At 72.8% G+C, this 21,833-nt stretch carries 20 protein-coding genes; 1 reads left to right on the forward strand and 19 read right to left on the reverse strand.

Features of this window, described 5'->3' with window-relative positions:
* Positions 1-158: 158 nt before the first annotated feature.
* The 7 genes from ACFZDI_RS21445 to ACFZDI_RS21475 form a co-directional block, all read right to left on the reverse strand.
* Positions 159-1,775 carry an FAD-dependent oxidoreductase gene (locus ACFZDI_RS21445; protein WP_391252470.1) on the reverse strand — a complete coding sequence of 539 codons (1,617 nt, stop codon included), beginning with the start codon at positions 1,773-1,775 and terminating at the stop codon, positions 159-161.
* Positions 1,772-2,812: a methyltransferase gene (locus ACFZDI_RS21450; protein WP_391252472.1), complete on the reverse strand. Its 1,041-nt coding sequence runs from the start codon at positions 2,810-2,812 to the stop codon at positions 1,772-1,774. Before ACFZDI_RS21450 ends, ACFZDI_RS21445 begins: the two co-directional genes overlap by 4 nt.
* 198 nt (positions 2,813-3,010) lie before the next feature.
* The gene (locus ACFZDI_RS21455; protein ID WP_391253215.1) at positions 3,011-4,681 is read right to left on the reverse strand and encodes a DHA2 family efflux MFS transporter permease subunit; all 1,671 of its coding nucleotides are present in this window, start codon (positions 4,679-4,681) and stop codon (positions 3,011-3,013) included.
* Positions 4,682-4,816: 135 nt separating this feature from the next.
* Positions 4,817-5,794 carry a zinc-binding dehydrogenase gene (locus tag ACFZDI_RS21460; RefSeq protein ID WP_391252474.1) on the reverse strand — a complete coding sequence of 326 codons (978 nt, stop codon included), beginning with the start codon at positions 5,792-5,794 and terminating at the stop codon, positions 4,817-4,819.
* A 157-nt stretch (positions 5,795-5,951) separates the two neighbouring features.
* Positions 5,952-6,929: a zinc-binding dehydrogenase gene (locus tag ACFZDI_RS21465; RefSeq protein ID WP_234848552.1), complete on the reverse strand. Its 978-nt coding sequence runs from the start codon at positions 6,927-6,929 to the stop codon at positions 5,952-5,954.
* 115 nt (positions 6,930-7,044) lie between these two features.
* The gene (locus ACFZDI_RS21470) at positions 7,045-8,046 is read right to left on the reverse strand and encodes a methyltransferase (protein ID WP_391252476.1); all 1,002 of its coding nucleotides are present in this window, start codon (positions 8,044-8,046) and stop codon (positions 7,045-7,047) included.
* Between the two features lie 87 nt (positions 8,047-8,133).
* Entirely contained in the window at positions 8,134-9,702 is a 1,569-nt protein-coding gene (locus ACFZDI_RS21475) for an FAD-dependent monooxygenase (RefSeq protein ID WP_391252478.1), read from the reverse strand.
* A gap of 163 nt (positions 9,703-9,865) precedes the next feature.
* On the opposite strand from ACFZDI_RS21475, the gene ACFZDI_RS21480 reads away from it, so the two are divergent.
* Entirely contained in the window at positions 9,866-10,351 is a 486-nt protein-coding gene (locus ACFZDI_RS21480; RefSeq protein ID WP_234848555.1) for a MarR family winged helix-turn-helix transcriptional regulator, read from the forward strand.
* Positions 10,352-10,457: 106 nt separating this feature from the next.
* Here the strand turns inward: ACFZDI_RS21480 and ACFZDI_RS21485 are convergent, their stop codons facing one another.
* The 12 genes from ACFZDI_RS21485 to ACFZDI_RS21540 all read right to left on the reverse strand — a co-directional run bounded on the left by ACFZDI_RS21485 (position 10,458) and on the right by ACFZDI_RS21540 (position 21,805).
* Entirely contained in the window at positions 10,458-12,095 is a 1,638-nt protein-coding gene (locus tag ACFZDI_RS21485) for an FAD-dependent oxidoreductase (RefSeq protein ID WP_391252481.1), read from the reverse strand.
* Between the two features lie 40 nt (positions 12,096-12,135).
* Positions 12,136-12,975, reverse strand: coding sequence for an ester cyclase (locus ACFZDI_RS21490; RefSeq protein ID WP_391252483.1), 840 nt, complete (start codon positions 12,973-12,975; stop codon positions 12,136-12,138).
* Positions 12,976-13,022: 47 nt separating this feature from the next.
* A complete protein-coding gene (locus tag ACFZDI_RS21495) occupies positions 13,023-13,985 on the reverse strand; it encodes a GNAT family N-acetyltransferase (RefSeq protein WP_391252485.1) in 963 nt (320 codons plus the stop codon).
* A 194-nt stretch (positions 13,986-14,179) separates the two neighbouring features.
* Positions 14,180-14,371, reverse strand: a complete 192-nt coding sequence (locus tag ACFZDI_RS21500) for a ferredoxin (protein WP_391253217.1) — start codon at positions 14,369-14,371, stop codon at positions 14,180-14,182.
* Between the two features lie 11 nt (positions 14,372-14,382).
* On the reverse strand, positions 14,383-15,609 hold the full coding sequence (locus ACFZDI_RS21505; protein ID WP_391252487.1) for a cytochrome P450: 1,227 nt from the start codon (positions 15,607-15,609) through the stop codon (positions 14,383-14,385).
* 116 nt (positions 15,610-15,725) lie between these two features.
* Positions 15,726-16,499, reverse strand: a complete 774-nt coding sequence (locus ACFZDI_RS21510; RefSeq protein ID WP_234848560.1) for an SDR family NAD(P)-dependent oxidoreductase — start codon at positions 16,497-16,499, stop codon at positions 15,726-15,728.
* On the reverse strand, positions 16,496-17,944 hold the full coding sequence (locus ACFZDI_RS21515) for an FAD-binding oxidoreductase (RefSeq protein ID WP_234848561.1): 1,449 nt from the start codon (positions 17,942-17,944) through the stop codon (positions 16,496-16,498). The genes ACFZDI_RS21510 and ACFZDI_RS21515 overlap by 4 nt, the downstream gene beginning before the upstream one ends.
* Positions 17,944-18,312 carry a hypothetical protein gene (locus tag ACFZDI_RS21520; RefSeq protein WP_234848562.1) on the reverse strand — a complete coding sequence of 123 codons (369 nt, stop codon included), beginning with the start codon at positions 18,310-18,312 and terminating at the stop codon, positions 17,944-17,946. Before ACFZDI_RS21520 ends, ACFZDI_RS21515 begins: the two co-directional genes overlap by 1 nt.
* A gap of 470 nt (positions 18,313-18,782) precedes the next feature.
* Complete coding sequence (locus ACFZDI_RS21525; protein ID WP_391252490.1) at positions 18,783-19,334, reverse strand: class I SAM-dependent methyltransferase; 552 nt, start codon at positions 19,332-19,334, stop codon at positions 18,783-18,785.
* A 179-nt stretch (positions 19,335-19,513) separates the two neighbouring features.
* Positions 19,514-19,924, reverse strand: a complete 411-nt coding sequence (locus ACFZDI_RS21530; protein WP_234848564.1) for a hypothetical protein — start codon at positions 19,922-19,924, stop codon at positions 19,514-19,516.
* Positions 19,925-19,988: 64 nt separating this feature from the next.
* Complete coding sequence (locus tag ACFZDI_RS21535) at positions 19,989-20,741, reverse strand: TIGR03943 family putative permease subunit (protein ID WP_391252492.1); 753 nt, start codon at positions 20,739-20,741, stop codon at positions 19,989-19,991.
* Positions 20,738-21,805, reverse strand: coding sequence for a permease (locus ACFZDI_RS21540; protein WP_234848566.1), 1,068 nt, complete (start codon positions 21,803-21,805; stop codon positions 20,738-20,740). Before ACFZDI_RS21540 ends, ACFZDI_RS21535 begins: the two co-directional genes overlap by 4 nt.
* Positions 21,806-21,833: the final 28 nt, after the last annotated feature.

Below are 21,833 nucleotides of genomic sequence, written 5' to 3' on the forward strand. Positions count from 1 at the left end.
CCCGCGCCCCTTGAGACGCGCTGCGCGTGCACAGGACGGCCGCGGTGCTCCGAGAAGGAGTACCGCGGCCGCTTCGCTGGGGGCGCGGGGAACTGCACGACCGGCCCCCACCGGCCCGCAGCTGCCCGACCACCCCCACACGCATCCCCCGGGCGCGCTCAGACCCGGTCCAGAATCCCCCGCAGCGCGGCGATCGCCGCACGGTCGAGCGGCCCGCCGCTCCCCGCCGTCGTGCGCCAGCCCACGAACCCGTCGGGCCGTACCAGGACCGCGCCGCCGGTCAGCAGTCCGTACCGCCGCCGGAAGGACCCGTCCTGGTCCCACAGCCGCGTCCCCCGCCCGATCCGCACGACCTTCAGCCCGACCCCGAGCCGTTCGGCCTCCTTCTCCACCGCCCCGGTCCAGCGGCCCGCCGCCTCGTCCACGAGCAGGGTGAACCCGTCGCCGTACAGGTCGGTGACCGACACCGGCCCCTCGGGGCCGTCGAGCCGGACGTGCGGGGCCCGCGCGCCGGGCCGGGCGCCGGGGTGCTCGGGGTCCTCCAGGATCGCGTCGGGCGCCCCGTCCTCCGCGGCGAACGCGCCGGAGCGGTAGCAGTACCCGAACGTCATGGTCGTCTCGTCCACCAGCTCCGCGGCGACCTCCTGGTACTGCTTGCCCTCGCGGACCGCGAACCGCAGCATGGCCTGCCGCACGGTCTCCTCGGCCACCGGCCGCCGCTCCGCGTCGTAGCTCTCCAGCAGCCCGGGGCCGGCCGTGCCGTCGAGCACCAGGGCCAGCTTCCAGGCCAGGTTGTACGCGTCCTGGATGCCGGTGCTGGCGCCGAACGCGCCGGTGGGCGGCATCACATGGGCGGCGTCCCCGGCGACGAACACCCGGCGCGTCGCGAACGTGTCCGCCACGCGCGCGGAGATGTCCCACGCGGGCATGTCCACCGACTCGATCTTCAGCGGCAGGTCGGGCACCCCGACCGCTGCGCGCACCAGGGCGGTGCACCGCTCCTCGGTGAAGTCCTCGGCCCGCTGGCCCTGTTCGGGGAAGAAGGAGACGTTGATGACCCAGCGGCGGTCGTTGTCGATGGGGATGATCGTGCCGCGCACCTCGGGGTTGTTGACGTACGCCGCGATGATCCGGCGGCCGCGCAGCGCCTCGGTCAGGTCGGCCTCGAAGAAGAAGCTGACGAGGTTGGTGATGGTGCCGCGGCCGTGGGCGCCGATGCCCAGCATCTCGCGCAGCGGGCTGCGGCTGCCGTCCGCCGCGATCACGTACCGCGCCCGGATCTGCGAACGCTCCCCGGTGGACCGGTCGGTGACGTGGGCCAGCACCCCGCCCCCGTCCTCCTCGTACTCCTCGAGCGCGTCGACCCGGGTGGAGAAGCGGACGTCCGCCCCGGCCTCGACGGCCCGCTCCCGCAGGATGGGCTCCAGCTGGTTCTGGTCGATCAGCGTCCACTGGGTGGGGCTGATCCGGCCGATGTCGTCCGGTGAGGCGCTGGGCATCCGGACGCGTTCCTTGCCGGCGAGGCTCTCGACGTGCACCAGGTCGGTGTTGCCGGAGATGGGGGAACGCCCGGCCCGGACCCGCTCCTCCATGCCGACCGCGCGGTACAGCTCCATCGTGCGCGGGTTGATGGCCCGGGCCTTGGGGTGGGTGGAGGTGTCCGGGTGGCGTTCGACGAGGGTGGCGGTGACGCCGTGGTGGGCGAGGAAGACGGCCGCGGACAGTCCGGTCAGTCCGCCCCCGACGATGAGGACGGGGGTGGTGTGCGGCGTCATGCTGCCTCCTTGTGGGCGGTGACCAGGGTGTGGGTGCCGAGCAGGGGCTGTGCGTCGCCGTCGGTGAATCCGGCCCCGCGCAGCCAGGACCGGCAGTCCGCGATCCGGTACTCGGAGCCGTCGGGGCTCACCAGCCGCATGTGCAGGCTGCTGAGCAGCCGCTCCGGGTCGCTGCGGTCGTCGTCGAGCATCCTGTCGTAGACGAGGACCGTGCCGCCGGGCCGCACCGCCTCGAAGACCCGGCCGAGCAGCTCGCGCCGCCGGGTGGTGTCGAAGCCGTGCAGGATGTGGCCGAGGACGACTACGTCGGCCGGCGGGATCGGGTCGGTGAAGAAGTCGCCGCCGGCGAAGGCGATCCGGCCGGTCAGGCCGAGGTCCTGGACGTGCTCGGTGAACAGCGGCCGGGTGCGCTCCAGGTCGAAGCAGGTCGCCTTCAGGTGCGGGTGCGCCCGCACCAGGACGGCCGCGAGGTTTCCGCGGGCGCCGCCGAGGTCGACGAAGGAGGCGTGGCGGTCCCAGTCGAGCCGCCGGGCGATCTCGGCGCCCATCCGGTCGCTGTAGGCGTCGAGTCCGGCGAGGAACCGCTTCATCTTGGCGGGGTCCTTGTGCCGGTCCCCGACGAAGCCGCCCTTGTCCGGGTCGAGGTGCTGCGGCTCGCCGGAGCGCATCGCCTCGGTGAGCCGGCCCCAGGTGCCGTACAGGGTCTCGTTGGTGAGTTCGACGAAGCCGCCGAGGTACGAGGAGGAGCCGGGCACCAGATAGGCCTGCGCCAGCGGGGAGTTGCGGTAGCCGTCGTCCGTGCGCTCCAGCAGACCGAGCCCGGCCAGCGCGTCCAGGAAGTCGGGGACCATCCGGTGGTGCGTCCCGGTGCGGCGGGCCACTTCCGCGGCGTCGGCGGGGCCTTCGGCCAGCGCCCCGAACACGCCGAGGGTCACGGCGCTGTGCAGCACCTTGGCGGCGCAGTCGGCAATGGTCAGCCGGATCAGTGGTCCGGGGTCGACCGCCGGAGCCGTCTGCGGGTCTTCGGTCGTTGTCACACGAGCCTCCTGGTCTGCCTCTGCCGGGTCTTCGGCCTGCGTCCTGCGTCGTGCGGCGGTGCAGTGCCGACGATGGTCGCGAGCCGTCGATTCGGGCTCGAAGGGCGCTGAAGGGCAGCCGGGGGGGCGGGCACACGCGAGCCGCCGTCCCGTGCGGGACGGCGGCTCTTTACCGGTGGACCGGTGACGGGGAGGTGTTCAGTGCTCCTCGGCGGCCCTCTCGTGTTCCTGGTGGCCCTCGCCGTGGCCCTCGCCCTGGTGCTCGCCGCGCAGCGGCAGGTTCTTCATCGTCAGGGCGGCCAGCAGCCCCAGCAGCAGGACCGGTACGGCGGTGAGGAAGACGGGGGTGAGCGCGGCGGCGTACGACTGTTCCACGGCGTTGCGCACGGGCTCGGTGAGCCGGTCCAGCGTCTCGGTGGAGGACAGCGCGTCGTGGTCGATGCCGCGCAGCGCGCCCGGCGGGGTCCGGTCGGCGATCTCCTCGGTGAGCCGGTTGTAGAAGATCGAGGCGAACAGGGAGATGCCGATGGTGGTGCCCAGTTGCCGGGCGAAGGACACGGTGGCGTGGACCGCGCCGATGTCGTCGCGGGGCGCGGTGTTCTGCGCGGCCATGGTGAGGACCTGCATGTTCAGTCCGGCGGCGACGCCGAAGACCAGCATGTAGGCGATGACCACGGTACGGGGGGTGCCGGTGTCCATGGTGGCCAGGAGCAGCGCCCCCACGATGCCGACGGCCATGCTGAGCACGGGGTACCACTTGTAGCGCCCCGTCTTGGTGATCGCCGCCCCGCTGACGACGGAGGAGGCGACCAGGCCGAACATCATGGGCAGCAGCACCACGCCGGACATGGTCGGGCTCGCGCCGGTGACGACCTGGATGTAGATGGCCAGGAAGTTCACCGAGCCGAGGAAGACGATGCCCGCCGCCACGCTCACCAGCACGCTGACGCTGAAGGTGGAGTCGCGGAAGAGGTGCAGCGGGATGACGGGTTCGGGGGCCCGGCGCTCGGCGGCGACGAACGCCACGGCGAGCAGCACCGCTCCCGCGGCGAGCCCGAGGATCCGCCAGTCCAGCCACTCGTACTTCACCCCGCCCCAGCTCGCCGCCAGGGTGAGGGCGACGATAGCCGCGCTGAGCAGGACGAAGCCGGTGTAGTCGATCTTCGCGACGCGGTCGGCGCGGGGCAGGTGCAGACAGGTGGAGACCAGCACCAGGACGACGATGCCGACCGGCAGGTTGATCAGGAAGACCCAGTGCCAGCTCAGCAGGTCGGTGAGCGCACCGCCGACGGCGGGCCCGGCGAGCGCCGCGAGGGCGAAGACGATGCCGAAGAGGTTGAAGTACTTGGCGGCCTCACGGGGGTTGAACAGCTCGCCGATGATGGCGAGCACGGAGACGAAGAGGCCGCCGGCGCCGATGCCCTGCACGGTGCGGAACAGGATGAGCTGGTCCATGGACTGGGCGGCGCCGCTGAGCGCGGAGCCGGCCAGGAACACCGTGACGGAGATCAGGAAGATCTTCTTGCGGCCGAAGAGGTCGCCGAGCTTGCCGTAGACGGGCGTGGTGACGCTGGCGGCGATGATGTACGCGGTCGTCACCCAGGCGAAGACGTCGAGACCGCCGAGGTCCCCGACGATGCGGGGCAGCGCGGTGGCGACGATCTGCGAGTCCAGCATGGCCAGGAAGACGGCCAGCAGGCAGGCGGTGATGACGGGTTTGATGCGGGTCTGGGGTGAGGAGCCGACGGTCGTGAGCGGGCCGTCTGCCCCTGTGGTCCGGGAGGGCACGGTGATTCGCCTTTCGGGCTGGAGTGGGTGCCATCCCCGTCCCGCGGGCCGTGGTCGGCCGGCGTCGCTGCGGTGTGGGATCCGTCAGGGGATTGCTGTGGACTTGCGCCGTACGGCACGAGTGCCGCTCGTGCCGTACGGCGAGTGGCCGGTCCCGAACGGGGGACCTCGTGACCGGCCACGTCGATCAGGAGGCGGCGGGTCGCCGGCCCCGCGTCAGGGGACGAGGACGACCTTGCCGAGCTGGGCCCGGGCCTCCATGAGGTCGTGCGCCTTGACGGCCTCGTCGAGGCCGAGCCGCTCGTGCACGACCGGGCGCACCTTGCCGGCGGCGATCATGTCGAGCAGGTCGCGCTGCCCTGCGGCGATCGCCTCGGGCTTGTTGTAGAGCATGGCGTACAGGGCGAAGCCGGCCACGGTCTTCATCCGGCTGAGCATCAGCGGGTTGATGGGCTGGATGTCGCCGCTGGCCGAGCCGTAGAAGACCAGCCGGCCGAACTGGGCGGTCAGGGCGATGGACTTGGTGAGGATGTCCCCGCCGACTGTTTCCAGGACGACGTCCACGCCCCGGCCGTCGGTCGCGGCCCGGACCTGGTCGTCCCAGTCGTCGTCGGTGTAGTTGACGGTGACGTCGGCACCGAGGTCGCGGACGAAGTCCAGCTTGGCCTGCGTACTGGCGGTGGCGATGACCTTGCCGGCGCCCATCGCCTTGGCGATCTGCACGGCGAGGTGGCCGACGCCCCCGGAGGCGGCATCGATCAGGATCGACTCCCCGCCTCTGAGCTGACCGGCCTCCTTGATGGCGTGGTAGGCCGTCTGGGCGGGGCTCGGCAGCAGGGTGGCCTCGGCCGCGTCCATGGTGGCCGGGATCTTGATGGCCCAGGCGGCGTCGGCGGTCACGTGGTCGGCGTAGGCACTGTGGTCGACGTCGACGACGATGCGGTCCCCGACGCTCAGGTGGGTGACGCCTTCACCAAGGGCCTCGACGACGCCGGCGACATCGCCGCCGGGGGCGCCGGGCAGGTTGGCGTGGCCACCGATCGGGATGCCCTGGCGGCGCTGGACCTCGGCGAACGTGACGCCGACGGCCTCGGAGCGGATCAGCACTTCGCCCGGTCCGGGCTGCGGCTTCTCCGCCTCTTCGACACGCAGCACCGTGGGGGCGCCGTGCTCGTAGTGGCGGACGATTCGCATGGTGTTCTCCCAACTAGGAGGTGTTGTCGAGCCGCGGGAACGTCGTCGCGCGGCTCCGCCCAGGGATCCGGGTTACATGGTGTGAGTCAATTACATGCTGTCGTGCATGCACTTGTCAACCGCACATCAGTGATTGAATGCACGACATGAGGGGGTGTCAGGGGACGAGCACCACACGGCCGAGCTGGGAGCGCGACTCCATCAGCTCGTGCGCGGCCGCCGCGTCCTTCAGCGGCAGTTCGGCGTGGACGACGGGACGGACCGTGCCGGAGGTCACCATGTCCAGCAGCTCCCGGGCGCCCGCGGCCATGGCGTCCGGCTTGGAGCCCATCACGCCCCACATGCTGAAGCCCATGACGATGCGGTTGTCGAAGATGTCGGCGACGTCGATGGCCGGCAGCTCGCCGCCCGCCGCGCCGTAGATGACCGTCCGTCCGAACGGGGCGGTGAGGTTCACGGACTTGGTGAGGATGTCGCCGCCGACGGTCTCCAGGGCCACGTCCACGCCCCGGCCGCCGGTCGCGGCACGCACCTTCTCGTCCCAGCCGTCCTCGCCGTAGTCGACGGTGACGTCGGCACCGAGCGAGGCGGCGAAGGACAGCTTCTCCGCTCCCCGGGCCGCGGCGATGATCTGGCCCGCGCCGAGCGCCTTGGCCATCTGGACCAGCAGGTGCCCGATACCGCCCGCGGCGGCGGTGATCAGCACGGTCTCGCCGGGCTGGAGCCTCGCCGCCGTGACGATCACGTGGTAGGCGGTCTGGCCCGGGATGGGAAGCGAGGTGGCCTGGCCGGGGTCGATGCCCTCGGGGACGGCGAACAGCCAGTCGGCCTGGGTGACGACGTACTCGGCGTACCCGTCGGCGGCGACGCCGGTGACCACGCGGTCACCGACCTTCACCTGGTCGACGCCCTCGCCGAGCTGCTCGACGACACCGGCGACGTCACCGCCCGGCGAGCCCGGCAGCGTGGCGGGGCCGCCGACCGGGATGCCCTGACGGCGCTGGCACTCGGCGAAGTTGACGCCGATCGCCTCGGCGCGGATCAGCACCTGGCCGGGGCCGGGCGCGGGCTTCTCGCCCTCTTCGAGCCGCAGCACCGAGGGGGCGCCGAACTCGTGGTGTCGGACGATACGCATGGACGTACTCCTTCTTTCTGGTTCGTTCGTGTGTGTGCACGGCGGGGCCTCGCCCCGCCGTGCACCACGGGGGTTCAAAGGGAGGAAGCGGGGAGGGGGGAGGGCGCGGGCCGGATCAGGCCCGGGTCAGTTCGACGAGCGAGCGCACCGGTCCGAGGTCGACCACGCGGCGCAGGGCGAGGCCGGCGTCGGCCGCCAGCTCGCGCAGCTGGTCGCTGGTGCGCATCCGCCCGCCCAGGTAGATGAGCATCCGCAGGTCCAGATCCGTCTGGTCGGTCTGCACGTCGAGGAGACCCTCGAGGACCATGACCCGGCCGCCCGGACGGACGGCCTCGGCGCAGCGCCTGAGGATCTCGGCGGCCCGGTCGTCGGGCCAGTTGAGCAGGACGTTGGACAGCAGGTACACGTCGCCGTCGGCGGGCAGCGGATCGAAGAAGCTGCCGACCACGGCGCGGCAGCGCTCCTGGAGGCCGGCGGCCGCGAAGTCCCGCTCGGCCGCCGCCGCGGGCGCCTCCAGGTCGAGCAGGGTGCCGTGCGCGCCCGGGGTGGCGTCGACCACGGCCGCGAGCAGATCGCCGCTGCCGCCGCCGACGTCCACGACGTGCCGGACGGACCGCCAGTCGCCCTTGGCCAGCAGTTCGGGGACGACCCAGCGCATGCTCGCCGCCATCCGCCGGGCGAAGGCCTCGGCGAGCGCGCCGTCCGCCTCGACGTCCGTCCAGAACTCCTGCCCGTACAGCGCGGAGTAGACGGGTCCGCCGGTGCGCACGGCGTCGAGCAGGCGGAACACCGCGGCCTCGCCCCGGCCGGTCGGGCCGTCCAGGCGGAGCCAGTCGCGGCCCGACTGCGGTACGTCGTCACGCAGCAGGACACCGAGTTCCGTCGGTTCGTAGCCCCCTGCGGGGAGCGGGCGGTAGATCCCGGCGTTGACCAGGTGCCCGAGGAGACGGCCCAGAGCGGTCGCGTCCACGTTCACCTTCCGGGCCAGCGCCTCGATCGTGACCGCGCCGGCGGCCATGTGGTCCGAGAGCCCGAGGGTGGCGGCCACTCTGATGGCCATGGGGGTGATCAGGTCGCTCTTCTCCAATAACTCCTGCGACCAGGGGGGATTGCTCACGGCTTCCTCTCACGTGCTGTGTGGGGGGTGGGGAAGGCGGCCGTGCCGGCCGCGGGGACGTGCCCCGCGGCCCTCGCGGCCCCTTCGTCAGACCGTGCCGAACCAGGTGGTGACGGCCGCGGTCAGCGATTCCCGGAGCTCCGACTCGGGCATGCCCCGGTCCGCGGCCCAGGCGACGTAGCCGTCGGGGCGGACCAGCAGACCGGCCAGCCCCGGCTCCTGGGCGCACTCGGCCCGCACGAGCTCGAGCCGGCCGGCCCAGGAGACGCCCGCGGCCCACTTCTCGTGGACCTGGCCGATGACCTGGCCGATCTGCGGGTCGCCGGACAGGTCGAGCAGCACACCGGTGCCGCGCTTCAGATACGTGGGCAGGGAACGGACGCCGTCCTCGGTCTTCAGCTCCAGATCCCGGGCGAAGTCGCCGAGCAGCCGGTGCTCCGGTCCGTCGATCGCGTAGCGGACGGTGACGCCGCTGAGCATCTCGGCGAGGTACCGGTTCACCTGCTCGGTGCGCATGAGGTCGGTGAACAGCTCGCGCAGCGGGGTGACGTAAGGGTCCGGGTTCATCAGCGCGATCTGGGCGCGGGTGTTGGCCAGCACCTTGCGGGCCGGCGCCTGGCGCTCCCGGTCGTAGCTGTCGAGCAGGCCCTCGGGAGCCCAGCCGTGCACCGCGGCGGCCAGCTTCCAGCCGAGGTTGAAGGCGTCCTGCAGACCGAGGTTGACGCCCTGGCCGCCGACCGGGAAGTGGGTGTGGGCGGCGTCGCCCGCGATCAGCAGCCGGCCGGAGCGGTAGCGCTCCGCCTGGCACGCGGAGTCGGTGAAGACGGAGAGCCAGCGCGGCGCGTGCGCCCCGAGGTCGTCGCCCCAGATCTCGCGCAGGCTCGCGGTGAGCTCGTCGAGGGTGAGTTCCGCACCGGGCTCCCGGTCGGCCTCGAAGTCGAACGTGGAGACCCGGTGGTAGGTGTCGTCGAGCGGGACGCAGAACAGCAGGCCGCGTTCGGTGCGCTCCATGCCCATGGGGGCGTTCTCGCGGTCGGCGAGGATCACGTCGCCGAGGCGGGCGGTGACCCGGCCGCCGGTGCCGGGGAAGGCGATGCCGGCCTCCTGCCGGACCAGGCTGCGGGCGCCGTCGCAGCCCACGGCGTAGCGGGCGCGCAGGGTGTAGCCACCGTCGGGGCCGGTGACCTCGGCCTCGACGCCGTCGGCGTCCTGGCGCAGGGCGGTGACCTCGTGGCCGCGCCGGATCTCGGCGCCGAACTCGGCGGCACGCTCCTCCAGCAGCCGTTCGGTGCGGGTCTGCTCGGAGAGCAGGGCGTAGCCGTGCGCGCTGTCGAGGGTGGAGAAGTCGACCCACTCGTCGAGGCCCGCGAAGTGGCCGTTGTTCCAGGAGCGGGCCCCCTCACGGAACCTCTTCAGCAGGCCGCGCCGGTCGAGGGACTCCAGGGAGCGGGCGTGCAGCCCGAAGGCCTTGGAGTGCGGGGTGCGCTCGGGCAGCCGCTCGAGCACGACCGCCCGCACGCGGGAGATCCGGAGCTCCGCGGCGAGCAGCATGCCGACCGGACCGCCGCCGACGATCAGCACGTCGAAGTCGACGTCGGTGTCGTGGGTGATCTCGAAGTCGCGTTCGGACGGCTCGGGTGGCACGGACTGGGACATGAGGTTCCCCCTCGGTGGATGTGCGCGCCGGATGCGCGACGGAGATGTGCGGCAGACAGGAGCGCGATAGATGTTCGCTCACAGGTATATGTTTAATGTCATGCAGTCGATTGTGAGCATACAGATGCTCGTCTGTCGTAATCAACTCGATTAGAATGCGGACATGGACACTTCGACTCAGCCCCCGCCGCGGGCAGCGGATCTGCTCGACGCCGTCGGCCCCGCCTTCTCCCGACTGCGGCGTGCGCAGGCGCTGAACGTGGAGAAGCAGGTGTCCCGCAAGGACTTCACCAGGACGCTGGTGCTGAACATCGTGCAGGACGGGCCCGACCAGGAGGGTCAGGAGATCACCGTCGGTGTCGTGGGTGAGCGGCTCGCCGTCGACCCCTCCGTGGCGAGCCGGATGGTCTCGGACTGCATCTCCGCCGGCTATCTGATCCGTGCGGCCTCGCAGCGCGACGGCCGCCGGACCATCCTGCAGCTCACCCCCGAGGGGCACGAGACGCTCGCCCGCTTCCGCCGCCACCAGCGGGCGGCCTTCGAGCGCATCACCCAGGACTGGCCCGACGAGGAGCGACTCGAGTTCGCCCGGCTGCTCATCAAGTACGTGGACTCCGTGGGCGAGTTGCAGCACGACGGCTCCGCGTAGACGGCGCGGCCGGGCCGGGACGGACACCCGCCGCCCCGGCCCGGCCGCGACGCACCCGCGTGCGCCGAGCGCGTCCCCGCCGTGGCGCGGACCCGTCCGCGGGTTCTCAGTCCCGGTCGAGCACCCCGCGCAGCACCGCCTCCAGCACCGCCGCCTCCGCGCCCCCGGGATCCGCGCCGGGCGACCGCCACGCGACGACGCCGTCCGGCCGTACCAGGACCGCGCCTTCGGGGCGCAGCCCGCCGTAGCGCTCGGACCAGGTGCCGGCCGGGTCGGCCAGCGTGCCCGCCCCGCCGCCCGTGCTCCGCACCACCCGGCGTGCGGTGAGTTTCAGGCCCAGCCCGGCGGAGGCGGAGGCGGCGGCCGAGAGCCACTCGCGGCCGTTCTCCCCCGTGAGCAGGACGAAGTCCCGCCCGAAGAGGTCCAGCGTGGACACGGGTACGCCGTCCCGCGCCAGCAGCACGTACGGCGCCCGGGTCCCGGGTTCCCCGCGCAGTGCGCGCGGGTCGGAGGCGACCGGCAGGTCCGCGCCGCCCGGCTCCGCCACCACCGCTGTGGAGCGGTACGCCTGCCCCGACGTCACCGTCACCGCGTCCGCGACGGCCGCCCGCTGCTCCGGGGTCGCCTTGCCGGAACGCAGCGCCAGCTGGAGGGACCCCTGTTCGGCCGTATGGACGGCCACGGGACGCCGCTCGGCGTCGTACGTCTCCACCAGGCCCGGCCCCGCGACGCCCGCGACCACCAGGGCGAGCTTCCAGGCGAGGTTGTGGGCGTCGGCGATACCGGTGTTGGCTCCGTAGCCCCCGGTCGGCGGCACCACGTGCGCCGCGTCCCCGGCGAGCAGCACCCTGCCGTGCACGAACCTTTCGGCCACCTGCTCCGCCATGTCCCAGGGGAAGCGCGAACGGATCGTGACCTCGACGCCGGGTGCGCCCACGGCGGCCGCCACCAGCTCGGCGCAGCGGTCGTCGGTGAAGTCATCCAGGCTCTCGCCGTCCTCGGGCCGGTACCCGACGATGAGCGTCCCCCCGGTGAGCGTGTCGTCATGCACGAGGATGCCGGTGACCTGCGGGTTCTGCACGTGGACCACGCTGTACCTGCGGTCCCCCAGCACCGGGCGCAGATCCGCGCCGAACGCGATGCTCACATGGCGGGACAGCACCCCGCGCCCCTGCCGGGGCACCTTCAGTGCCTCCCGGACGGTGCTGCGCGGCCCGTCGCAGGCCACCAGATAGGAGCTGCGGAAGGTGCGGGTGCCGGTGTCGTCGCCGAGGACGGCGGTGACCCCCTGGGGGTCCTCCGCGAAGGACAGCAGCTCGGTGCCGAACCTGAGGTCGGCGCCGAGCTCGGCGGCCCTCGCCCGCAGCAGCGGCTCCAGCCGGTCCTGCGGCAGCAGGAGCAGCCGGGACGGGGTGAGGTCGCCCAGGTCGTCGTCGCCCTCCAGCTCCTCCTTGCTGAACAGCACGTCACCGGCGAGCGAGGTCACCCCGGCCCGGGTGCGGTGCGTGGCGAAGCCGGACGCCTCCCGCACGGCGGCGTCCTCGACGCCCGCCTGGCGCAGCAGTTCGCCGGTCCGGGGGTAGTACCCGACGGCCCTGGGGTGGACGGACGTGCCCGGGTGGCGCTCCACCAGGGTGCACCGCACCCCGTGCCGGGCGAGGAACAGGGCGGTGGACAGCCCGACCAGGCTGCCGCCGACGATCAGTACGGGTGCGCTGCCGGAAGGGTCGGAAGCGGAGGTCATCGCACGGTCCCTCTCTGGGTGATCGGCCTCGGACGGGTGTTCACGGGGTCGGCAGTCCGGCCCGTCCCAGGGCCAGGTAGTCGACGACCTCCCAGTGCTCCGCGACCTTCCCGCGCTCGATCCGGAACTGGTCGCAGGTACGCATCTCCAGCGGCAGCCCCGAGGGGCCGCCGCCGCTCCACGCGCCGGTGAGCGTGCCGGTCCAGGTCACGAACACCATCACCCGGTCGTCGGCGGCGACGATGTGGTCCACGGTGGTGACCAGGTCGGGGAAGGCGGCGATGTTGTCGGCGAAGAACGCCTTGAACGCGTCGAGCCCGTCCGGCACGGCGTCCGTGCGCATGTTGTGGTGCCGGTAGTCCTGGTGGTAGTACTGCTCGGCCAGGTCCAGCCGGTGCTCGCTGAAGACGTCCCGGTACGCGCCGAGGACCAGCTCCGCGTTGGCCCGCTCGGTGTCGCTGTGCGGGCCGTGCAGCCCGGGCGCGGCCGGCTGACCGCTGCGGTCCGGTCCGCCGTCCACGCCGTGCGCGACCAGCACGTCACGGTCCACCACGTTCCAGTGCTCGGCCACCCTGCCGTCCCGCAGGCGGTACAACTCGGCCGTGTGCAGGCGCAGTTCGGCGCCCGAGCGGGAGCGCCCGATCCAGGTCGCGAACAGCATCACCCGGTCGTTGCCGGCCACCAGGTGGTCGATGTCCGCGCGCAGCTCCGGGAACACCCGGTCCGAGGTCCGCCAGTCCGCCGGGTCGTGCTCGACGTGGTCGGCGTGGAAGAAGCGGCCCGCCTCCTCGAAGCGGCCCTCGCGGTACAGCGTCCCGTACAGCTCGCGGATCAGCTCGGCGTTGCGCGTGCGCTGCCCGGCGTGGGTCACGGTGGTCATGGGTTCCTCTCGGCTCGGTCTCGGACAAGGGGGATCAGGGGGGCGGCTCAGGCCTTGAGCGCGTAGGTCGACCAGTACGAGTCGGCCTCGAAGCCGAGCCTGCGGTTGAGCGCGACCACGGCCGTGTCGGCGGTGTCGTTGAAGACCTGGACCAGCGCCAGCCGGCTGTTCTCCCGGGCGGCCCCGAGCAGCAGCTCGCCCTTCAGCCAGGTGGCGAGACCACGCCGCCGGTGCCCGGGCAGCACCAGCGTCTCGCCGCCGTCCGCCATCGGGCTGTTCCGCACGAACAAGGTGGCGTACCCGACGATCTCCGTGCCGTGCCCGGGCAGCGCCGCCACCACGTGGGGCAGGTGCCCGGCCCGCTCCGCCTCGGCCTCCCGCGCCCGTACGTCGTCGGCGGAGGGACGCCGGATCCTGGCCTGGCCGTTGACCCGCTCCTCCAGCCCGCTCCAGGCCCGCGCGTAGGAGTCCACGAGGTCGTCGGGGCAGGGCCCCTGCCACCTCACCAGCCGGTAACCGGGCACCGGCCGGGCCGCCGCGGCCTCCAGCGCCGCGCGGGCGGGCCCGGCCAGGCGGAGCCGATGGCGCACGCTCTCGCCGATGAGGTCGGCTCCGAGCTCCGCCGCGAACCGTTCACCGGCCTCCGCCCGGGGGGCGTCGGCCAGCAGCAGGTCCCGTCCGCGCTCCCGCAGCGCCGCCAGCCCCGCGGCCGCCAGGGCCCGCCCGGCGCCGCGCCGCCGGAAGCCGGGGAACACCCACAGCGAACCGTGTCCCGGCCCGCTCGGGTCCCCCAGATCGAGGCCGAGTTTCAGCACACCGGCCGGCGTGTCCCCGTCGTAGGCGGCCAGCACGATCCGTTCCGTGCCGTGCCTCCGCTGGAACAGCCGTGCCAGCAGGTCCTGCGTCACCGGCGGATCGCCGGGCAGCTCCAGGCTCATGGTGTCCCGGAACCCGGGAAGCAACGCGGCGATGGTCGCCGGCTCATCGCCGTCGAGGCTACGAATCTCCATGCCCCCACTGTGATCCGCCGTTCTCGAAGCGCCGTCGAGGACAACTCGACCTCGGCACACGAGGGGGGCCAGAACCCAGGGCCTGTCGTTTGGATCATGACGCAGACGCGGGGCCTGGCACGCGCATCTGGCCCCGCTCACCGGCGTTCACAGGTGCTGCCGATGCCCTGCGCCATGAACCACCCCGACAGGCCCTAGCCGTGCAGGATGATGGCCTGGACCGGGCAGGCCCTGGCCGCCTCCTTCACCGAGGGGTCCCCGGCGCGTTCCGACCCGCCGGGCAGCAGCTGCCCCACCCCGTCGTCGTCCTGGGTGAACACCTCGGGCGCCGTCATCACGCACAGGGCGGCGCCGATGCACCGGTCCGTCGCCACGCTGACGCCCATCCGGGGCCCGCTCACCACTCGACGGGGAGTTCGGCGACGCCCTGAAGCACGTACGGGGCGTTCAGCGGCAGTTCGTCCGACCGGACCGGCACCCGCAGACCCGGGATGCGCCGGAACAGCGTGCGGAACGCGATCTCCATCTCCGCCCGGGCCAGGTTCTGGCCGATGCACTGGTGGATTCCGTAGCCGAAGGCGACATGGCGTCCGGCGGAGCGCCGGACATCGAAGGAATCGGGGTCCTCCCAGGCCCGCGGGTCCCGGTTCATCAGCATCGTCGACATGGCCACTCCGTCGCCGGCCCTGATGGTGTGCCCCGCGACCTCGATGTCCTCGGCTGCCACCCTCATCAGCACGTCTCCGATGGAGGTGAACCGCATCAGCTCCTCCACCGCGCCGGGCAGCAGGGTCTCGTCCGCCCGCAGCAGCGCGAGCTGGTCGGGGTGTTCGAGGAGGGTCACGGTCCCCAGCGCGATCATGTTGGAGGTGGTCTCGTGGCCGGAGACGAGCAGCAGCGAGCAGATCATCGCCAGCTCCTGGTGGTCGACCGATCCCTCCGCGAGCTGATGGGCGATCAGCTCGTCGATCAGGCCGTCGCCCGGCTCCTTCTCCTTCTTCGCGATCAGGTCGTAGAGATAGGCGAGGATCTCGGTGAAGGCCTTGCGGGCCTGCTCCGCCTCGCCCTCCCCCGAGGAGGACAGCACATGCCGGGAACGCTCGTCGAAGTACCCGCGGTCCTCGAACGGCACGCCGAGCAGGGCGCAGATCACCGCCGAGGGCAGCGGGAGGGCGTACTGGGACAACAGCTCGGCGGGGCTGCCCCGGTGGAGCATCTCGTCGACGAGCCCTTCGGCGATCCGCTCGATCTCCGGGCGCAGCGCGGCGACCCGCCGGATACCGAAGCCCGGGATCACCATGCGCCGCTGACGGCCGTGCTGGGGGTCGTCCACGCCGACCAGCGGGGGTGCGGCCCGCTGCTGCGTCTGGGCGGCGATCCGCGGTGCCAGGAACGGGAAGCCGGGGTGAAGGACGTCGGAGGACAGCCGGGGGTCGGGGAACAGGGCCCGGCCGACCTCGTTGCCGGTCACCAGCCACACCTGACGGCCGTCGTACAGCGTGACCTTCGTCAGCGGGCCGCGCTCGCGCAGTTCCTCGTAGCCGACGGGCATCTGGTAAGGGCAGGCCCGGGTCATCGGGTAGGCCGGAGCCGCGGTGTCCTCGGGTGGTCTGGTGTTCTGCATCGTGTGCCTCCTGGGCCGGTTTCCGACACAGGTCATTGAGCCCCGCCGCTCTCGAGGGCATATGGAGGATCCCTGGAGAGCGGCGGGGCCCGGCACGGTCGGGGCGCCCGGCGTGTTCAGGCCCCTCCGGTGACCCGGAGGGTCTCGCCGTTGGTGTTGCCGTTGGCGGCCGAGCCGAGGAAGGTGACGGCCCGGGCCACGTCCTCGGGCGCGGACATCCGGCCCGACGGCAGGGTCTTGCCCTTCTCCTCCAGGAAGCCCGCAGGCACGTGCGCCCGCACGGTCTCCGTGCTGGTCTGGCCGGGCACCACCATGTTGACCAGGATGCCGTCCGGCCCCAGTTCCCAGGCGAGGCTGCGCATCAGCCCGAACAGCGCGGACTTGCCGGCGCCGTACGCCCCCGCCCCTGCCTTGCCGGTGTCCGCCAGGCCCGCGCCGAGCAGCACGATCCGGCCCCACGGCCGGCCGCGCATCCACGGCAGGACGGCCTGGAGCGTGTGGAACACGGCGTCGACGGAGGTACGCAGCACCTCCTGCCACTGCTTCGCCGGTACGTCCTCGAAGCGCGGCACCGGCTGCCCGGGCCGCGGGATCGCCTCGCTCCAGACCACCGCGTTGGCCACCAGCACGTCGATGCCGCCCCACTCCTCGGCGACCCGCCCCACGGCGTCCCGTATGCACCGCTCGTCCGCGAGGTCGTAGCGCACCACCAGCGGTGTGCCGCCCGCCTCGGTCACCAGGCGGGCCGTCTCGCGGGCCCCGTCCTCGTTGCTGTGGTAGGTGATCGCGACCCTGGCCCCCTCCTCCCCGTAGGCCACGGCCGTCGCCCGGCCGATGCCCGAGGAGGCGCCGGTGACCAGCACGACCTTGTTCCGCAGATCCGTCCTCATGACTCCACCTCGGTCGTCGGGGCACGGCCGACGCTCTGCGCGTGCCGGAAGAAGTCGTCCGGGTCGTAGGCCCGCTTCACGTCGCGCAGCCGGAACCGGTTCGCGCCGAAGTACTCCGTCTCCCAGTCCGCATCCGCCCGGGAGCTGGGGAAGTTGATGTACGAGCCGCAGGCGAGCGGCGCGAGGGCCGTGGCCGCACGGTCCGCCAGCGTGGTCAGCCGCTCCGGCGCCGCCGGGTCCGTCGCCGCCTGCCGGCAGGCGAACTGATAGCCGATCAGGAACCGTGCGTCCCGGTGCGGGTAGGCGGTCGCGCCGGCCGGGACCCGGCTCGCCGCGCCGCCCAGGGCGATGCACAGCAGGTAGCGCTCCTGACCCGCCGCGTCGAGGGCGGGATCCCACGCGTCGAGCAGGGCCGCCGACTCCGACCGGGTCGCGGCCCGGCCGGTGAGCCGGTAGCTCTGCCGGGTGTACGGATGCCGGTGCCCCTCGGCCTCGGGCCCGGTCCCCGTACGCCGGCACTGGGCCACCGTCTTCGAGCCGCACAGCGCCTCGTGCATCACCTCGGCGTACCCGCCCCGCGCACCGACGGTCCTGCTCAGCGGCTTGCACCCGGCCCGCTCGGCCAGTTCGTCCAGGCCGTCGCGCAGTGCCTCGTCGGCACCCAGGTGCACGCCCCAGACCCGGACCACCGGACGTCCACCGGGCCCGAACATGCCCGGCAGCACGACCAGGGAGGTGCCGAGTTCGTCGGGGCCGTCGACCGCCCACTCCTGCCAGGCCGTCAGCACCTCCACGGCGTCGTCGTACGCCCACAGCGTCTCGAAGGCCGTCAGGGCGGGCGCGTCGATCGCCCGCACCTCGAACTCCGTGACCACCCCGAAGGTGCCTCCGCCGCCACCGCGCGACGCCCAGTACAGATCGGGCTCCTCGGCGGGCGAACAGCGGACGGTCCTGCCGTCCGCGAGCACGACACGCGCCGCGACGAGCCGGTCGCTGCCCAGCCCGAACCTCCGTGTCTGCCAGCCGATCCCGCCCCCGGTCAGGAATCCGCCCGCGGAGACCGTGGGGAACGTCCCGGTGACGATCTGCCTGCCCTGTGTCCGCAGGGCGTCCAGCGCGTCCAGCGACTGGACGCCCGCCCCGAGCCGCACCACGGGGCCCTCGGCGACGACGTGGTTCATCCGGGACAGGTCGACGACCAGCCCCTCACCGGTCGACCAGCCGTTGAAGCTGTGGCCGCCGCCCCGCACGTGCAGCCGCACCCCCCGTTCCCGGGCGTGCCGCACGCACAACGCGACGTCCTCCTCGGAGGCGCAGTACGCGACGGCGTACGGCTCGACCGTGTCGTACTCGGTGTTCTGAAGCTGTCGGGCCAGGGCGAAGCCCGCCTCGTCCGGCAGAACCAGGTCCCCGTCGAGCCGGTCCCGCAGCGCAGCCGCCCGCATCAGTCGTCGAGGCCGAACTTGCCGGCGGTCACCTTGGACCCGGCGTGCCCGCGCAGCTTGGTGCCCTGCGGGTCGAAGAACTCCGCACCCCCGGTGCCCTGCCACTCGGTGTCCGAGACGAACTCGCCCGACACCCGCACGTGCGCCTCCCCCACGTGGTTGCCCTCGGGGTCGGCGGCCAGGATGTGGAAGCCGTACTCGAAGCTGTCCGGGCCCGTGGCGCGCCAGGTGCCCAGGCCGATGTTCTTGGTGTTGAGCTGGGTGGAGACGACCGTGCCGTCCGCCGAGAAGCTGACGAGGCCGGGGACCGCCTTGCCGTCGTCGTCCAACTGCGTGGTCCAGGTGCCGACCAGCCGTACGTCGCTCATCGCAGATCTCCTCGATTCTCAGGGGGAACTGGGGGAACTGGGGGATGCGGTTGTCCCGGCCAGGCTTGCGGCCCGCTCTCAAGACCCGCTCGAGACGTCCTGTAGCCGGGCGGCGGCTCCTTCCTCGGCGGACTGCACACCGGCCCGAACTCCGGGTGCCAGAGCGCGGCCACGTGCACCGAGCCGAGGGCCACCAGCGCGCGGTACGAGGGCAGCAGCAGATAACGCACCAGTCCTCGCCACACGGCGCGCGCGCCGGTGACGCGGGGCGGGACGGTCTCCTTGTCGGGGTGTCCCTCGGGCAGGAACTCCGGGTCGAACGGACGAAGGGACACGGCACTCCTAGGGGTGGCCGACGCGGGTGGCGGGCGCGGGCACGGGTGGCGGGCGCGGGTGGCCGACGACGGATGGCCGACGCGGGTGGCGGGTGCGGACGCGGGTGGCGGGCGCGGGTGGTCGGCGTGGGTGCGTCAGGCGGCGCGGACGGCCATCTCCACACCGCCGTCGAAGGGGAGGGAGAGCGACACGTAACCGCTGCCGGGAAAACGGACATGCGCGAGGAAGTCCGCGCACCGCGCCGGCTCGTCCCGTACGCCGAGGGCCACCACCACCGCGCCCGGCAGCATCCTCGGTTCCACCAGCTCCAGCAGCGGCAGGAAGGACTGCGGCGGCCCGCCGAGCAGCAGCAGGTCGACCGGCCGGGCCAGGGCAGCCAGCGACCGTTCGGGACGGCCCACCCGTACGTCCGCGCAGCGCTCCGCTCCGGCCTTCGCGACCGCCGCGGCGGCGGCCTCGGCGCGTACGGTGTCGGGCTCGCAGGCGATGACCCGGCCCTGCCCCATCTCGCTCACCGCGGCCGCGAGCGTGGCGGTGAACGACTCGTACGGGCAGCCGATCTGGAGCACCGTCAGCGGCCCGGCCGCCAGCACCAGCTGCCGCAGGAGGGTCCCGGTGGCGGCTTCGAAGGAGGGAACGGCGGAACGTACGGCTGCGGAGTCGGTACAGGACACGGCATTGGGCATGCGGAACTCCCCGTCACGAGTGTCGAGACGTTCGCGGTCTCTCCGCCGAGCGTCGCAGACGCCCACGCCACGGGCGACGGCCCTGGATGCCCACGCGAGCGAGGCTCGAGCCACGCTCCAAAACGCGGGCCGGGACCCCGGTCTCCCTGCTCCGGGTCCCGGGGTGCGGCGGGCACGATCTAGGAGAGCACCCCCGCCAGCGTCCCCGCGAGGGTCAGCGCGAGGAACGCAGCCCCCCACGTCATCGCGTGCCGTATCCGGCGGTGCTTGACGCGGGTGGAGCGGGTCAGGAGCTGGGCCGGGGTGTCGGTGGTCGGGGCCGGGTGGGGTGTCCTGGCCAGGCTCAGCAGGACCAGGGACGGGGCACACGCCGCGCAGCCGGTCCACAGGAGCAGTTGGGGGACCGTGGCGAACTGGGCGGGGGTGATGACACCCGCGGTGATCGCCGTGAGAAGGGCGGCCAGGGCGGCGCCGAGGGTGGCCAGGGTCAGACCGGCTCGCTGGTCGGCCTTCGCCAGTTCCTCGCGGGCCGCCTCGGGCGGAAGCGGCCGGCCGAGTTCCGCCGTGCGCGCACCATGGAGTGTGGTCATGCCTGCACCTCGCTGATCAGCGGTTTCCTCCGGGTACCCCAAAGGGCTTGCCCCACACCGCAGTTCAGGTGTTCCACGTCTCGTCGTACGGGTCGTGCGGGGTGGGGACCGGACGGGCGGTCGTCACCTCGAGGTAGGGGATGGGGCCGTTGTTGACGGGGTCCTTGGTGCGGCGGGGGGTGTAGGTGCCGGTGACCTCCAGCCAGGTGTCCGGACGCAGGACCGGCGGTATGTCGCCCGACAGGGCGATCTTGACCGGCTGGGCGTCGGCGGCGCAGCAGTTGAGGCCCATGCGGACCAGGTAGGGGGTGCCGTCGCGGTCCAGGCTGACGAAGCCGGTGATCTTCAGTGCGCGGCCCCTCAGGGCGCGGCCGTCGTCGTAGACCGCGCGGCCTGCGTAGTCGGCGACGGCCAGGCGCAGGGGCGTGTCACCGGCGGGGAGGGCCGGGAAGCCGAAGGGCTTGGTCAGGGCCGTACCGGTGTGTGACGCGCTGTAGGAGCCCAGGGCCGACGGGGCGACGAGGATCAGGGCGAGGACAGGGAGTGTGAGGAGCCAGGAGACACGGGGTTCGCGGTGGTGGTCGTGGTCGTGGGCAGGGGCGGAGGTGCGCGATGCGTCGTCGTGGGCGGAGGCGGGGGTGGCGCGGCGGTCGTACCAGAGGGTCGCCGCCGCCGTGGCGATCAGGACCGCGCCCGCGAGGAGGACCAAGGGGCGCAGGCCCTCCTTGACGTAGCGCAGGTAGAGGTCGGTCGTGCCGGCGTGCAGGAGGGTCGCGCCGAGCAGGAAGAGGAGGGCCGTCTGGGCCAGGCGGTTCACAGCAGGACCGTTCCGGTCAGGGCCGACACGACGACGGCCAGGGCGAAGGTCGCGGGGGCGAAGCGCAGGGCGAAGGCCCGGCCGAAGGTGCCCGCCTGCATCGCGAAGAGCTTCAGGTCGATCATCGGGCCGACGACCAGGAACGTCAGACGGGCCGTCAGGGAGAACTGGGTCAGGGACGCCGCCACGAACGCGTCCGCCTCCGAGCAGATGGAGAGCAGGACGGCCAGGACCGCGAGGACGAGGACCGACAGCACGGGGTGTCCGGCCGCGAGGCCCAGCCAGTCCGCCGGGACCACCGCCTTGAGGGTCGCCGCGGCCATCGCACCGATCACCAGGTAACCGCCCGCGTGCGTCACGTCGTGACGGACCGAGTTCGCGAAGGCCGCCCCCTTGCCCTGCCCCTCGTACGACGCGCGGGCCGGGGGACGGAGCCAGTCCGTGCGCCCGAGGCGGTGCCAGAGCCAGCCCATCGCGCAGGCCACGAGCAGGCTCGCGCCGAAGCGGGCCAGGACCATCTCCGGGTTGCCGGGGAACGCCACGGCCGTCGCCGTCAGCACGATCGGGTTGATGGCGGGCGCCGAGAGGAGGAAGGCCAGGGCCGCAGCCGGTGTGACCCCCCGGCGGACCAGGGCGCCGGCCACCGGCACGGACGCGCACTCGCAGCCCGGCAGCACCGCGCCCGCCGCGCCCGCGACCGGCACCGCCAGGGCCGGGTGCTTGGGCAGGGCCCGGGCGAAGAACGACGGCGGCACGAACACCGCGATCGCCGCCGACAGCAGCACACCGAGCACCAGGAACGGCAGCGCCTGGACCATGACCGCGACGAACACCGTCATCCAGCTCTGCATCACCGGCGCGGCGAGGGACCCGCGGATCGGGTCCTGGAACATCACCGCCGTGAGCAGCAACAGGGTCAGCAGCAGGGCGGAGTTGAGGTGCCGGCCTTCTTCCTTGGCCGGGTCCGTTCCCGTGTCCCTGCCCGGGTCCGTTCCCCTGCCCCGGCCCCACCCGGGGTCGGCGCGCTCACCGCTGTCCTGCGGGGCGGTCTTCGTGATGGCCACGGGCCCGGTACCTCCGGTGGTGCGGGTG

It is taken from the genome of Streptomyces sp. NPDC007907 (genome assembly GCF_042959365.1).
GTDB classification, from domain to species: Bacteria; Actinomycetota; Actinomycetes; order Streptomycetales; family Streptomycetaceae; genus Streptomyces; species Streptomyces indiaensis.